10 protein-coding genes and 1 pseudogene are annotated in these 13,842 nt (G+C 70.4%); 2 read left to right on the top strand and 9 right to left on the bottom strand.

All coding sequences use genetic code 11. The annotated features are described in order from the left end of the window. Positions 1-130 precede the first annotated feature (130 nt). The 4 genes from MYA_RS16965 to MYA_RS16950 form a co-directional block, all read right to left on the bottom strand. A complete protein-coding gene (locus MYA_RS16965) occupies positions 131-1,855 on the bottom strand; it encodes a tannase/feruloyl esterase family alpha/beta hydrolase (protein ID WP_014724295.1) in 1,725 nt (574 codons plus the stop codon). A gap of 28 nt (positions 1,856-1,883) precedes the next feature. Then, the gene (locus MYA_RS16960; protein ID WP_011881189.1) at positions 1,884-3,023 is read right to left on the bottom strand and encodes a porin; all 1,140 of its coding nucleotides are present in this window, start codon (positions 3,021-3,023) and stop codon (positions 1,884-1,886) included. Between the two features lie 67 nt (positions 3,024-3,090). Then, positions 3,091-4,296 carry a 3-(3-hydroxy-phenyl)propionate transporter MhpT gene (gene mhpT, locus MYA_RS16955; RefSeq protein WP_014724293.1) on the bottom strand — a complete coding sequence of 402 codons (1,206 nt, stop codon included), beginning with the start codon at positions 4,294-4,296 and terminating at the stop codon, positions 3,091-3,093. A 448-nt stretch (positions 4,297-4,744) separates the two neighbouring features. After that, complete coding sequence (locus MYA_RS16950; protein WP_011881187.1) at positions 4,745-5,239, bottom strand: MarR family winged helix-turn-helix transcriptional regulator; 495 nt, start codon at positions 5,237-5,239, stop codon at positions 4,745-4,747. A 71-nt stretch (positions 5,240-5,310) separates the two neighbouring features. Here MYA_RS16950 and MYA_RS32185 point away from each other — a divergent pair. After that, a pseudogene (locus MYA_RS32185) lies at positions 5,311-5,466 on the top strand (RNA polymerase subunit sigma-24); the annotation flags it as partial. A 283-nt stretch (positions 5,467-5,749) separates the two neighbouring features. On the opposite strand, the gene MYA_RS16945 reads toward MYA_RS32185, so the two are convergent. The 4 genes from MYA_RS16945 to MYA_RS16930 all read right to left on the bottom strand — a co-directional run bounded on the left by MYA_RS16945 (position 5,750) and on the right by MYA_RS16930 (position 11,837). Beyond that, positions 5,750-7,510, bottom strand: a complete 1,761-nt coding sequence (locus MYA_RS16945) for an acyl-CoA dehydrogenase family protein (RefSeq protein ID WP_014724291.1) — start codon at positions 7,508-7,510, stop codon at positions 5,750-5,752. Between the two features lie 10 nt (positions 7,511-7,520). Continuing rightward, positions 7,521-9,425, bottom strand: a complete 1,905-nt coding sequence (locus MYA_RS16940; protein ID WP_014724290.1) for a feruloyl-CoA synthase — start codon at positions 9,423-9,425, stop codon at positions 7,521-7,523. Positions 9,426-9,524: 99 nt separating this feature from the next. Then, the gene (locus MYA_RS16935) at positions 9,525-10,976 is read right to left on the bottom strand and encodes an aldehyde dehydrogenase (protein ID WP_014724289.1); all 1,452 of its coding nucleotides are present in this window, start codon (positions 10,974-10,976) and stop codon (positions 9,525-9,527) included. A 33-nt stretch (positions 10,977-11,009) separates the two neighbouring features. Beyond that, a complete protein-coding gene (locus MYA_RS16930) occupies positions 11,010-11,837 on the bottom strand; it encodes a p-hydroxycinnamoyl CoA hydratase/lyase (protein ID WP_014724288.1) in 828 nt (275 codons plus the stop codon). 169 nt (positions 11,838-12,006) lie between these two features. On the opposite strand from MYA_RS16930, the gene MYA_RS16925 reads away from it, so the two are divergent. Continuing rightward, complete coding sequence (locus MYA_RS16925; RefSeq protein WP_011881182.1) at positions 12,007-12,900, top strand: 4-hydroxyphenyl-beta-ketoacyl-CoA hydrolase; 894 nt, start codon at positions 12,007-12,009, stop codon at positions 12,898-12,900. 25 nt (positions 12,901-12,925) lie between these two features. Here MYA_RS16925 and MYA_RS16920 read toward each other — a convergent pair whose 3' ends face one another. Then, positions 12,926-13,828, bottom strand: coding sequence for an SMP-30/gluconolactonase/LRE family protein (locus MYA_RS16920; RefSeq protein ID WP_014724287.1), 903 nt, complete (start codon positions 13,826-13,828; stop codon positions 12,926-12,928). Between the last annotated feature and the right edge of the window lie 14 nt (positions 13,829-13,842).

The following is a 13,842-nucleotide window of genomic DNA, read 5'->3' as shown; positions in this document are numbered from 1 at the left end:
GCCACCGGCCGCAACTGCCGCGCACATACGCAGGCGCGGAGCCGCCGCCGTCGCCACCGCGCCCCCACAAGCAACCGCGGCGATGCGCGCGCCCATCGACCCGAGCGCCGCATCGCCGCTCACCGCTGCGTCAACGACAACTGAAGCTCGCCGCCGAATTCACGTCGCCCGAACCGTTGTAGCGCGCGACCTGCGGATACGGACACAACGGACGCGTGCGGCCCGCGCCCCACGACGTCGGCACCTCCGCATTCGGCAGCACGTTGCTCGCGTCGCGCGCAGTCGCGACGATCGCGGCCGGCGCCTGCCCCTGCTCCACCCACGCGACGAGCGGCGTCAGCATGTCGAACTGGTCGGCGGCCGGCCCGCCCGAGCAGTGATTCATCCCCGGCACCGGATAGAAGCGCGCGAAGCCCGACGCGTCGCCGCCGTTCGCCTGCGCGAGCCGCGCGTACCAGTCGCTCGTGTCGTTGAACGAGAACACCGGGTCGCCGGTGCCGTGATAGATGAGCAGCTTCGCGCCGCGCGACTTCAGCGCCGCCAGGTTCGTCTCGTCGGGCGGCGTCATGAACGCCCACGACGACTGCGTGTACACGCCGTTCGACGCGAAAATCGCCGGCGCGTCGCGGTCCATGTCGAAGCCGAGCGCGAAGCCGGCGAGATTCGCGAGCGTCGCGGCGGTCTGCGGCGGCGTCATGAACGTGAACGCCATCGCGGCCGGGTCGAGCACCACCGAATTCGACTGCTTCCACGCGGCCCATCCGCCGCCCGCGATGCCCGGATCGTACGGGAAGCTCGCGTAGAGCGCCGCGCCCGCGCTGTTTCGCGCGCCCGCGAACACGTTCCCGATCGCGCGCTTCTGCGCGCTCGTCAGGCACGCGCCGGTGCGCGTGTCGTTCGCGCAGGTCGGGACGTCCGTGTCGATGCTGAAATGCGCCTGGCACGCGGCGACGTCCTGCACCATCCCGTCGGCCGCGCCATCGAGCGCGTCGCACTTGTCGAGAATCTTCTGGCCGACGAGCCGGCGCTCCGCGTCGGTGAAGCCGCTGCGGATATCGGGCAAGCCATTCGTGCCGGTCGCCGACGCGATCTGCGCGAACTGCTGCGCGCCGTACATCTCGCCGATCGCCGCTTTCGGCAGATGGAAGCCCGGATCGCCGGCGATGATCCCGTCGTAGTCGCTCGCGTTGCGCACGGCGGTGACCATCGCGTGCCGCCCGCCGTTCGAGCAGCCGCCGAAATAGCTGCGATCGGGCGTCTTGCCGTACGCGAGCCGGATCACCTGCTTGGCCATCGGCGTGAGCGCGTCGACCGCGCCGTAGCCGTAGTCGAGCCGCGCCTGCGGATCGAGCCCGAACAGCGGGTTCTGCGCGGCGCTGTGCCCCGAATCGGAGCTGATCACCGCGAAGCCCTGGTTCAGCGCATTGGTCAGCGGCCCGCCGCCGCCCACCTCGCCCGTCGCGGTCACGACGTTGCCGTCGAGCCCGCCGTTCGCCTGGTAGAAGAAGCGGCCGTTCCACGCCTTCGGCAAGCGCATCTCGAAGCCGATCGCATAGGTTTTGCCGTCCACCGCGCTCACGCGCTCGTTCATCTTCCCTTCGATCACGCAATGCTCGGCGATCGGCTTGCCGGCCACGGCGAGCGCGCCGGCGGCCGCGGTCGTCACCGACGTGAACGACGTGTTCGCATACGACAGCTTCGCGGCGAGCGCGTCGCAGGTCTGCGTCATCGCGGCCGGCGTCGCGGCGCTCAGGTGCGTCGGCGCGGCGTTGACGGAATCGTCGCCGCCGCAGCCGGCGAGCAGGGCCGCTACGGACAGCGGCGCAATGCACAACAGTGCAGATTTGCTGTTCAAGATGGCTCCCATTCGTCAGGATCGCTGATCAGAACATGTGGCGCACGCCGACCATCGCGCCGAGCTGCCCCATCCCCGCGCCGGGCGTCGTGCCGGCGCCGCCGCCGCTGACCGCGTAGCGCGCATGCGCGCTGTTCCACAGATACGACGATTGCGCATAGACGGCCGTGCGCTTGCTCAGCAGGTAGGTCGCGCGCAGCGTGGCCATCGTCGCGCGCGTGTCGTGCGCGCTGTTGACGATCCGGTAGCCCTCGCCGTCGACGATGAACGCCGGCTTCACCGCATACGACGCGCCGACGAAGAACAGGTCCGAATGCGCACCCGGCGCCGCCGGCGAACCGGTCGACACGCGCCGCCCGATCCAGCCCGCGCCGAGCCGCGCGCCGGCCGCCTGTGCATAGGCGCTCACGTGCGTGCGCGCATCCTTGCCGCCGCTGCTCGTGAACGGCACCGGCGCGACGCCGTCGAAGAAGTTCGCGGCCGCGCCCGTGCCGCCGCGCTGCTCCTCGTACGACGCCGCCGCGCCGAAATACGCGCTGTCGTACTTGAGCATCACCGACCAGTTGCGGCACTGGACGGCGTCGCCCGGCACCTGTCCCGCGCACGTGCCCTGCCCCGGCGAGTTGCCGGTGCCGGCGCCGTCGCGCCCGAACGAGTAGGCGGCGCCGAGCGTCACGCCGCGATACGTGCCGACGTAGGTCACGGCGTTGTCCGCGCGGCCGTTCGGCACGTAGGCGTCGAACGAGCCGAGCCCGTAGATGTCGGGGCCGATGATGTCGGCGCCCTGCAGCGCGAGATAGGTCATCGTGTACTGGCGGCCGAAGGCCAGCGTGCCGAAGCCGCTCTTCAGCCCGACGAACGCCTGGCGCCCGAACAGCCGGCCGCCCTGGCCGAGATCGCCGCCGCGCACGTTGAAGCCGCTTTCCAGCGTGAACACCGCCTGATAGCCGCCGCCGAGATCCTCCGTGCCGCGCAGCCCCCAGCGCGACGGCAGTTCGCCGGTCACGCCGGGCATGCGCACGACGTGATCGCCGGCCGCGTTCGCGTGCGACACGAACTCGACGCCCGTATCGATGATTCCGTACAGCGTCACGCTCGACTGCGCGTGGGCGCCGGACGCGGCGAGCGCGCATGCGCCGGCCGCCAGCAAGGCTTTGGTGTGCTTCATGTCGATTGTCTCCATACCTGCGTCGAATTTGCGCTCTGACGGCGCTCGTGGTTGAAAGTGGAAAGCCTCAGTCCTGCGCGGCCGGGCGCCGGATCAGCACCAGCGCGGCGATGGCGGCCACCAGCGTGACCGGGATGCTCGCGCCGATCACGACCGACGCGCTGCGGCCCATCGCGAGCAGCTGGGCGGCGGCGAGCGGCCCGACGACCGAACCGAGCCGGCCGACGGCCACCGCGGAACCGACGCCGGTGCCGCGCATCGCGGTCGGGTAGTAGATCGCGGCGAGCGCATAGAGCACCGACTGGCCGCCGACGACGAACATCCCGGCCGCGAACGCGGCCACGGACAGCCACAGCAGCCCCGGCGCGATCGCCAGCGCCGCGAGCGACAGCACGATTCCCGCATACATGCCGCCGACCACGCGCGACGGGCGCAGCCGATCCATCGACATGCCGATGCCGAGCACGCCGAGGCCGCTGCCGATGTTGAAGAAGATCTGCACGATGCCGGCCTGGCTGCGCGCGAGGCCCTTCGCGGCCATCAGCGACGGCAGCCAGTTCAGCAGGAAATACAGCACGATCAGCGTGCAGAAGTAGCTGAGCCACAGTGCGAGCGTCGTACCGGCGCGCGCGCCGCCGAACAGCGTGTGCCCGACCGTCGGACGCGCGGCGCCCGAGGCGCTGACGTCGAGGAACGCGCGCGATTCCGGCAGCAGCGCGATCAGCACCGGCGCGAGCAGCAGCGGCCCGACTCCGCCGACGTAGAAGATGTGCCGCCATTCGGCGTCGCCGGCGAGCAGCACGCCGATCAGCGACGCGATCACGCCGCCGAACGGAATCCCGCAGTACATCACGGCGACCGCGCTGCTGCGCGAGCGCGGCTCGACCGATTCGGACGACAAAGCGATCAGGTTCGGCATCGCGCCGCCGAGGCCGAGGCCCGTGAGCGCACGCACCGCAACCAGCATCGCGAAGCCCGACACCTGCGCGGTCGCGATCGACAGCAGCCCGAACAGGCACACGGACGCGATCAGCACCTGCTTGCGGCCGATGCGGTCGGCGAGCCAGCCGCCGAGCATCGCGCCTGGCAGCAGGCCGAACGTGCCCGCGCTGAACGCGAGCCCCATCTGCGAAACCGACAACCCGAATTCGTGGGCCATGCGCGGCGCGGCGACGCCGACCGACTGCAGGTCGAGCCCTTCGAGCAACGCGATCGCGAAACACAGGCCGAGCGTCGTCGCGACGGCCGGCCTTGCGGCAACGGAAGTGTCCATGTCGTCTCCAAACCGCGCGGCATGCCGGAAGGCAGCCGCGGCGTCCTTGCTTGTTATGGTGGTCGGGCCGCGCTAATTTATCAGGTAGCCTGATTAACAGCCCGAAATAAAATCCCGTCGGGGACGCGATGATTTAATAACAGGTAACCTGATATTTCAAGTGCAGCGAGCGCGGTGTTAACCCGCAACGCAGCGGGAATCAAAGCCGCGTTGCATCGTGTTGCGGTGCGATGTGGGCAGCGGTGGGGTTGAGGGACGGGAAACTGCGAGGGGCAGGGGTAACGCGAGGGCGAGCGCGAGGGAAGCGGAGGCGGAGGCGGAGGCGGAGGCGGAGGCGGAGGCGATAGCGGTAGCGGCAGCGGCAGCGGTAAGAACAAGCGCCACGCCGCGGCACGACTCGACACGGCAACGGCGTCGGCGGCCACGGCCGCCGCAGCCGCCGCGATACTCAGTCGCGCAAATTACGCACGAACAGTTCGAGCGTGCGCTGCACCTGCGCGACGTCGTCGCTGCTCACGTCGTCGCCGAGCATCCGGCGTTCGAGCGGCCGCAGCACCTGTTCGCATTCGCGCAGGATCGCCGAGCCGGCGTCGGTGAGGCGCAGCAGGATCACGCGACCATGGCTCGGATCGGCCTCGCGCGTCACGAAGCCGCGCGCGGCCATCGCGACCATCACCTCGTTCGCGGATTGCGGCGTGATGAACGAGCGCACCGCGAGCTGCGCATTGGACAGCGCGCCGCGCACCTCCAGCACCGACAACGCCGTGTACTGCGCGAGCGTCACGCCGAGCGGCGCGAGTGCATCGCTCATCTGGCGGCGCAGCAGCCGGTCGAGATTGCCGATCAGATAGGTGAGCCGCTGCTGCGCACGCATGCGCGGCCTGGCTTCGGTGGCGCGGGCCGTGCGCTTCGCGCCGGCCGGTTTGACGGGTGTCGAACTCATGAACGTGTCGGTAGGAGAATCGCGGGCCATCTTACCTCACCGGGGCGGCGTGACGGTCCGAGGATGCGCGGCTCGTCGATGCGCTGCGCGACGACCCGGCGCTCGCACGCTATCACTGGCTGCCGACGGTACGCGGCGACCTGCGCGCTAAGCTCGGCCGCGCCGCGGAGGCGACGCGCAACGCGCGCGAAAGGGCATTGCCGCTCGGACGCGTGGCCGATGCATGACCTGCGGTGGCGGATGCGGCACGTCGCGCGCGCGGGCCGCCTGCGCATGGCTGCGGCCAGCGGGCAACAGTCCGTGACAGGTGAAGCAGCGCGCCAGATTCAGACGCTCCACCCGGGACGTCCGAACGCGACGGCAACGACAACGGCGACTGCACCATGCCGCTGCGTGCGCCGTGCGGATGGCCCCGAAGCTCACCCACGAATCCCCCGCGCACCGACCCACAGGCACCCCGTCCCCGCCGCCGCCTCGCTCACCTTGGGCACACGGCAACGCAACGAGCCCCTACCCCGCCATGGCCGCCACACGCGGCAGCCCCGCGCGCAAGCCGGCATCGACCAACTCGAGCCGATGCGTGAATGCCGCGAGCGGATAGTCGAAGAAGTACCCACCGACCTCGCGCTTGTCCGCACGAAACGGATCGTCCGCCGCCCCCACACCGACGATGCGCAGCGTGCGCGCCCACGCGAACGCGAGCAGCAGCCAGCCGAGCAGCGCGAGATAGTCGTCCGCGACGCGGTACGGCAGCTCGGGATCGCCGTCGCTCGCGTCGAGCAGCGCCGCGCTCACGCGCTCGACCTCCGCGCACAACGCGGCCACCCGCGTGCCGGCGGCGCGCGTGAGCGGGTCCGCAGGCGCGTCGCTGCACGCGGCCGCTTCCGCGCGAATTCGCGCCAGCAACGCGCCGAGCGCGTCGCCGCGATCGCCGAGCACCTTGCGCACCAGCAGATCTATCGCCTGAATCTCGTTGGTGCCCTCATACAGCATCGACACGCGGCAATCGCGCAGCGTCTGCTCGATCCCGTATTCGTGCACGTAGCCGTAGCCGCCGAACACCTGCAGCGCATTCGACGCGGTCGCGAAGCCGTTCGCCGTGAAGAACGCCTTCGCGACCGGCGTGAGCAACGACGCGAGCTTCGTCGCCGCGTCCCGCGCCGACGCGTCCGGGTCGTGCGCGGCGACGTCGAGCCAGTGCGCGATCCAGTAGCCGATCGCACGCTCGCCTTCGACCGTCGCACGCGCATCGAGCAGGATGCGGCGGATCGCCGGGTGTTGCGCGATCGACGCCGCGCGGCCCTGCACGCGTTCGCCCGCATACGCGGACGCAGCCTGCCACGCGCTGTGCGCGTGCCCGACGCCCTGCATCGCGACCTGCAGGCGCGCCGCGTTCATCATCAGGAACATCGCGGCCAGCCCGCGATGCGCGTCGCCGACGAGCCAGCCGAGCGCCGCGTCGAAGCGCATCGTGCAGGTCGGGCTCGCCTTCAGCCCCATCTTGTGCTCGATGCCGTCGCACCAGATGCCGTTGCGCACGCGCCCGCCCGCCGCGTCGAGCCACTTCGGCACGACGAACAGCGACAGCCCCTTCGTGCCGGCCGGCGCATCGGGCAGCCGCGCGAGCACCAGATGCACGATGTTCTCGGTCAGATCGTGGTCGCCGCCGGTGATGAACAGCTTGCTGCCGCTGATGCGGTAGCCGTCGCCGGTCGGGTCCGGCGCCGCGCGCGTGCGCAGCAGCCCGAGATCGCTGCCCGCCTGAGGCTCGGTGATGCACATCGTCGTCAGCCATGCGCCGCTGGCGATCTTCGGCAGGATGTCGCGCTTCACGCGCGCGCAGCCGTGCGCGCTCACGCAGGCCACCGCGCCGTGCGTGAGCCCCGGCGACATCAGCCACGCGTGGTTCGCGCCCGCGAGCATCTCCTGCACCGCGACGTCGAGCAGATGCGGCAGCCCCTGGCCGCCGCACGCCGGGTCGAGCGCGAGCGTCGGCCAGCCGGCCGCGACGTAGTCGCGATACGCGTCGCGAAAGCCGGCCGGCATCGTCACGTCGGCCCCGTCGAAACGGCAGCCTTCGACGTCGCCGCTCGCATCGAGCGGCGCGATCCGCTCGGCGACGAAGCGCGCGGCTTCGTCGAGCACCTGCTCGGCGACGCTTACGTCGAGATCGGCCCAGTCCGGCACGCGGCGCCACAGCGCCGGCGCATCGAGCCATTCGCCGATCACGAACAGCATGTCGCGCAGCGGCGCGCGATAGGTGGCGCTCATCGTGCGCCCCTCATGCGCGGCGCGGCGCGCTGGCGACGATCACGCCCGCGTCGGCCGCATCCGGCCCGTACATCGCGTCGACCACCGCCGCGCGATGCGCGAGCACCGCGCGCTGGTTGATCGAACCCTTGTCGGTGATCTCGCCGAGATCGAGCGACGGCGGCGTGTCGAGCACGCACAGCCGCGTGACGAAGCTCGCGCTGCCGGTCGCATCGCGGTTCAGCCGCACGAGCAGTTCCGCGAAGAACGCGCGCACGGCGCTCGCCTGCAGCACGGCGCGAACGTCGGCGTCCGCCGCCGCGCCGGCCAGGCGACGGCAATCGTCGATGCGCGGGAAGATCATCACGCCGACGTCGTCGCGGTTCATTCCGGTGATCACCGCGTCCTGCACGTACGGCGCGCCGTTCGACACGATGCGCGCGCGCATCGGCCCGACGCTCACGAACGTGCCCGACGACAGCTTGAAGTCCTCCGCGATGCGCCCGTCGAACATCAGGCCGATCTCCGGGCGCGCGGGATCGACAAAGCGGACCGCGTCGCCGCTGCGGTAATAGCCTTCGTCGTCGAACACTTCGCGCGCGTCGTCGCCGCTCGCGCGCCAGTAGCCGGCCATCACGTTCGGCCCGCGAAAGCGCGCTTCGAGCTTGCCGTCGACCGGCACCAGCTTCGCGTCGCAGCCGGGCGCGGGCAGGCCGATGTAGCCGGCGCCCGACATCGGCCCGGTCGTGAACATGCACGAGGGTGCGGCTTCGGTCATCCCGAGGCCCGCCATGATGCGGATACGCTCGCCGCAGTGCGCGAGCGTCACGCGCTCGAGCCGGTCCCACGCCGCCTGCGACAGCCCGGCGCCCGCGAAGAAGTACATCCGGACGCGCGAGAAGAACGTGTCGCGCAGCGCGGCGTCCGTCTCGAGCGCGGCCGCGAGCTCCTCCCAGCCTTTCGGCACGTTGAAGTACACGGTCGGCGCGATCTCGCGCAGGTTGCGCAGCGTCTCGGCGAACTTGCCGGCGACCGGCTTGCCGTCGTCGATGTACAGCGTGCCGCCGTTGTACAGCGCGATGCCGACGTTGTGGCTGCCGCCGAACGTGTGATTCCACGGCAGCCAGTCGACCAGCACCGGCGGCTCCAGCCCGAATTGCGGGAAGGTTTCGAGCAGCATCTGCTGGTTGCTGCACAGCATCCGGTGCGTGGTGGGCACCGCCTTCGGCAGCCGCGTCGATCCCGACGTGAAGAGGAATTTCGCGATCGTGTCGCCGGTGACCGCGTCGTGCGCGGCATCGACGCCCGCCGGCCGCGTGTCGAGCAGCGTCGAGAACCGCGTGACGCCGTCCATCCCGTCGGGCGCGGTCACGACCACGCGCTCCACGTCGCTCGGCACCGCGGCGTCGAGCGCGGCGCGGAAGGCCGCGCCGTCCGACGCGAACACGAGCCCCGGCGTGAGCAGCGCGAGCGCATGGCGCAGCTTGCCGTAATCGCTCGACACGAGCGAATACGCGGGCGACAGCGGCGCATGCGGAATGCCGGCCCACATCGCGCCGAACGCGAGCTGCAGATGCTCGAGGTCGTTGCCGGACAGGATCGTGATCGGCCGCTCGGCCGACAGCCCGCGATCGAGCAGCGCCTGGCCGATCGCGCGGGCGCGCTCGAGCATCTGCGCATAGCTGATGCCGATCCACGCGCCGTCGGGGCCGCGCCGCGCGACCAGCCAGCGGTCCGGGTGCGCCTGCGCGCCGCTGACGAGCCGGTCGGTGAGCCGGCGCGGATACGCGCCGAGCGCGCTCGCCGCGCGCAAGGTCCAGCAGCCGTCGCGTTGCGCGATCTCCGGCGGCGCCGTGCCGATCGCCACGGGGCGATAGCCGGCGGGGACGGGCTGCACGACGGCCGCGTCGCGCAGTTGGGGTCGTTCCGCATCCACGTTCTGTCTCCGTTCGACTCCGCCCGGCGCGCTCGCGCATGCGGGCGGAGACTTCGTTGTGTCGTTATAGAGTGGCGGCGCCGCGGCGCCGGGTGCTGCTCAGATCGGGTAATGGCGCGGCGTGGTCTGGACGGTGATCCAGCGCAGGTCGGTGAACTCGGCGATCGACGCCTTGCTGCCGAACCGGCCGTAGCCGCTCGCCTTCACGCCGCCGAACGGCATCTGCGCCTCGTCGTGCACGGTCGGCCCGTTGATGTGGCAGATGCCCGATTCGATCCGCTTCGCGAGCTGCATCGCGCGCGCGATGTCGCGGCTGAACACCGCGGCCGACAACCCATATTCGCTGTCGTTCGCGGCCGCGAGCGCCGCTTCGTCGCCGTCGACGCGCTGCACGGTCACCACCGGCCCGAACGATTCGTCGGCGTAGAGCTGCATCTCGCGCGTGACGCCGTCGACGACGGTCGGCTGCATCACCGCGCCGTCGACCTCGCAGCCGAGCGGCAGCGCGGCGCCGTGCGCGTGCGCATCGGCGACCATCGCGGCGATCCGCTGCGCGGCCGCCGCGCTTTCCAGCGTGCCGAGCACGACGCCCGGCGCGGCCGGGTTGCCGGCCTTCAGCGTGCGCGCCTTCGCGACCAGCCGTGCGACGAACGCATCGGCGACCTTGCGATCGACGATCACGCGCTCGGTCGACATGCAGATCTGCCCCTGGTTGAAGAACGCACCGAACGCGACCGCATCGACCGCCGCGTCGAGATCGGCGTCGTCGAGCACGAGCACGGGCGCCTTGCCGCCGAGTTCGAGCAGCGCCGGCTTCAGGTGCTGCGCGGCGAGCGTCGCGACGATCCGGCCCACGCGCGTCGAGCCAGTGAAGTTCACGCGCCGCACGGCCGGGTTCGCAATCAGCCGCTCGACGATCGCCGGCGCATCCTGCGGCGCGTGCGTGATCACGTTGACGACGCCGTCGCCGAGCCCCGCGTCGTGCAGCACGCTGCCGATCAGCCGGTGCACGCCCGGACATCCTTCGGAGGCCTTCAGCACGACCGTATTGCCGCACGCGAGCGGCATCGCGAGAGCACGCGTCGCGAGGATCACCGGCGCATTCCACGGCGCGATCCCGAGCACCACGCCGCACGGCTGGCGCACGGCCATCGCGATGCTGCCCGGCACGTCGGACGGAATCACCGCGCCGTCGATCTGCGTCGTCATCGCGGCGGCCTCGCGCAGCATGTTGGCGGCGAGCATCACGTTGAAGCCGTACCAGTTCGCCATCGCGCCGGTTTCCGCGCGGCCGGTCTCGATGAATTCGCCGGCGCGTGCGTCCATCCGGTCGGCCGCCGCCAGCAGCCGGCGGCGGCGCTCGGTCGGCGCCAGCGCCGCCCACGCGGGGAACGCGCGCGCGGCGGCCGCGACCGCGGCATCCGCATCGGCGAGCGTCGCCGCGGCCGCGCGCGACGCGACCTGCCCGGTCGCCGGGTCGATCCGGTCGAACGTCCCGCCGTCCGACGCGCCGCGCGACACGCCGTCGATCAACAAACTCACTTCGTGCATTTCGGTGTCTCCTCTCAGGTCTGGCCGCGCGCGTCAGCGCTTGTACGCCTGCAGGCCCGGCTTGATGCTCTTGTCGTCGAGGAACTGCTTGAGGCCCTGCTCGCGCCCGCCTTCCGGGTCGCGATAGTTGGCCTGGTCGAGCTTCGCGTACAGGTAGTCCTCGTTCTGCTCCCAGGTCAGCTCGCGGCAGCGCTTGAAGCCGTGCTTCGCGTTGCGGATCACGACCGGATTCTTGTCGAGCAGCTTCGCCGCGAGCGCGAGCACTTCGTCACGCAGCTGCGCGCGCGGCACGCTCTTGTTGACGAGCCCCATCCGCGCGGCCTGCTGGCCGGTGAACGTATCGCCGGTCATGATGTAGTAGAGCGCCTCGCGATGCCCGACGGTGTCCGCCATCGCCTTGCTGACGAGGTTGCCCGGCGGGATGCCCCAGTTGATTTCCGACAGCCCGAACACCGCCTCGTCGGCCGCGATCGCGAGGTCGCAGGCGACCAGCGGCGAGAATCCGCCGCCGAAGCACCAGCCGTTGACCATCGCGATCGTCGGCTTCGCGTACATGCGCAGCAATTGCCACTGCCAGCGGCTCGCGTCGCGGCGAATCTTCTCCTGCAGGATTTCCGGGCCCGCGTCGATCTCGCGGAAGTACTCCTTCAGGTCCATCCCGGCCGTCCATGCATCGCCTTCGCCGGTCAGCACCAGCACCTGCGCGTCGGCGTCGAGCTCGATCGCCTCGAGCACGTCGATCATCTCCGTGTTCAGCGTCGGGCTCATCGCGTTGCGCTTTTCCGGACGGTTCAGCGTCACCCATGCGATGCCGCCCGCGACCTCGACCTTCACCGTTTTCCAGCGCCCTTCGTAACCCATCTTCGTTCTCCAATGACAGTGCCGCCCCGTGCGACTCGCAACCAATTTACTATCAGGTAACCTGATATGTAAAGTAGAATGGAAGCGGCTCGGGACAAACCCCTAAACGGGCGCGCAAGGCAGTTTTGGCGCGGCGCCGGCCGGCCGCTCACGACATGAGGAGACACGCTTGGACATCGACAACCTGATCGCCATCGACACGCACGTGCACGCCGAAGTGTCGTGCTGCCAGCCGCCGGACCTGTTCGCGAAGGCGTTCGACGACGCGGCCGACAAGTATTTCGGCACGGTGCTGAAGCAGGGCCGCCGGCCGACGATTCCGGAGACGATCGCGTATTACCGCGAGCGCCGGATCGGCTTCGTGATGTTCACCGTCGATTGCGAGAGCAACATCGGGCGGCGGCGCATTCCGAACGAGGAGATCGCGCAATTCGCGCAGGACAACGCGGACGTGATGATCGCGTTCGCGAGCATCGACCCGCACAAGGGCCGCCTCGGCGCGCGCGAGGCGCGCCGGCTGATCGAGGAACACGGCGTGCGCGGCTTCAAGTTCCATCCGACGATGCAGGGATGCTTTCCGAACGACCGGCTCGCGTATCCGGTCTACGAGGTGATCGCCGAATACGGGCTGCCGGCCGTGTTCCACAGCGGGCATTCGGGAATGGGGTCGGGGATGCGCGGCGGCGGCGGGCTGCGTCTGAAGTATTCCGAACCGATCCATCTCGACGACGTCGCCGCCGACTTCCCCGACATGAAGATCGTGATCGCGCACCCGTCGTGGCCGTGGCAGGAACAGGCGCTGTCGATCGCGCTGCACAAGCCGAACGTGTACATCGACCTGTCCGGCTGGTCGCCGAAGTATTTCTCGCCGGAACTCGTCAAATACGCGAACACGTTGCTCAGGCACAAGGTGCTGTTCGCGTCCGATTTCCCGCTGATCCGGCCGGACCGCTGGCTGGAAGACTTTCACGGCGCCGGGTTCCGGCCCGACGTGCATCCGCTGATCCTGAAGGACAACGCGGTCGCGCTGCTGGCGCTGCGTCAGGAAGCGGCGCAGGCGTGACGCGGCACGCCGCGCCCGGCCGCGCTCAGCGCGCGCGCTTGCCCGCGAAGCGCGCGGTCGGCAGCCCCGCGTAGCGGGTCACGGCGACGAACACGCCGCCGGCTGCGGCATCGTCGGCAAGCGCCGCGTCGTCGAGCCCGACGCGCGCGCTGGTCACGTACAGCCGGCCTTCGCCGTCGAGCGCCGCACAGCTCGGCTGCGCGGTCGGCACGGCGACGCGGTCGGTCTCGACGCCGTCCGGCCCGTAGCGCACCACGCGCCTGCCGCCCCACTGCGCGTTCCACAGCCCGCCGTCGCGGTCGACCGTCGAGCCGTCAGGATCGCCGTGCGCATCGGTCAGCCGCGCGAACCCGCGCACGTTGGCCACGTCGCCGCCCGCGCGGTAATCGCAGACGAAGATCTCGCGCACCAGCGAATCGCAGAAGTACATCTTCGCGCCGTCCGGCGAGAACGCGATGCTGTTCGCGATCGCCGCGGGCGGCAACGCGAGCCGCTCAAGCGTGAGATCGGCATCGAGCCGGTAGAACCCGCCGAGCGCGCGCGGCGGCTCGCCGCCCTCGTCCTTCATGCCGAACACGAACGCACCGAATGGATCGCAGCGGCCGTCGTTCAGCCGCGTCGGCAGATCGGGCTCGACGTCGACGATCCGCGTGAACGTGCCGCTGCGCAGATCGAAGAACGCGAGATGGGTCGCGAGCCCGACCAGCAGCACGTCGGGCTCCTGCGTGAGCGCGAAGCACGCGAGCCGTTCGGGCATCGGCCACTGCGCGAGCTCGGAGCCGTCCGCGCGGCAGCGCCACAGCCGCGCGCCTTCGATGTCCGTCCAGTACAGCGTGTGCGTCGCGTCGCACCACGTCGCGCCTTCGCCGAGCGTATTGCGGCTGTCCACCAGCAGCTGGGCCGCCGCGCCCGGATGAGTCTGTTGCATGCCGTCTCCCGATA

Origin of the sequence: Burkholderia sp. KJ006 (assembly GCF_000262695.1) — a bacterium.
Lineage (GTDB): Bacteria > Pseudomonadota > Gammaproteobacteria > Burkholderiales > Burkholderiaceae > Burkholderia > Burkholderia vietnamiensis.
This window is presented reverse-complemented; position numbering and strand designations above follow the sequence as displayed.

What these genes read in the sequence shown, in the direction of transcription:
- MYA_RS16960 (WP_011881189.1), bottom strand. Translation starts at nt 3,023, where the DNA reads ATGAAGCACACCAAAGCCTTGCTGGCGGCCGGCGCATGCGCGCTCGCC.
- mhpT (WP_014724293.1), bottom strand. Translation starts at nt 4,296, where the DNA reads ATGGACACTTCCGTTGCCGCAAGGCCGGCCGTCGCGACGACGCTCGGC.
- MYA_RS16950 (WP_011881187.1), bottom strand. Translation starts at nt 5,239, where the DNA reads ATGAGTTCGACACCCGTCAAACCGGCCGGCGCGAAGCGCACGGCCCGC.
- MYA_RS16945 (WP_014724291.1), bottom strand. Translation starts at nt 7,510, where the DNA reads ATGAGCGCCACCTATCGCGCGCCGCTGCGCGACATGCTGTTCGTGATC.
- MYA_RS16935 (WP_014724289.1), bottom strand. Translation starts at nt 10,976, where the DNA reads ATGCACGAAGTGAGTTTGTTGATCGACGGCGTGTCGCGCGGCGCGTCG.
- MYA_RS16930 (WP_014724288.1), bottom strand. Translation starts at nt 11,837, where the DNA reads ATGGGTTACGAAGGGCGCTGGAAAACGGTGAAGGTCGAGGTCGCGGGC.
- MYA_RS16920 (WP_014724287.1), bottom strand. Translation starts at nt 13,828, where the DNA reads ATGCAACAGACTCATCCGGGCGCGGCGGCCCAGCTGCTGGTGGACAGC.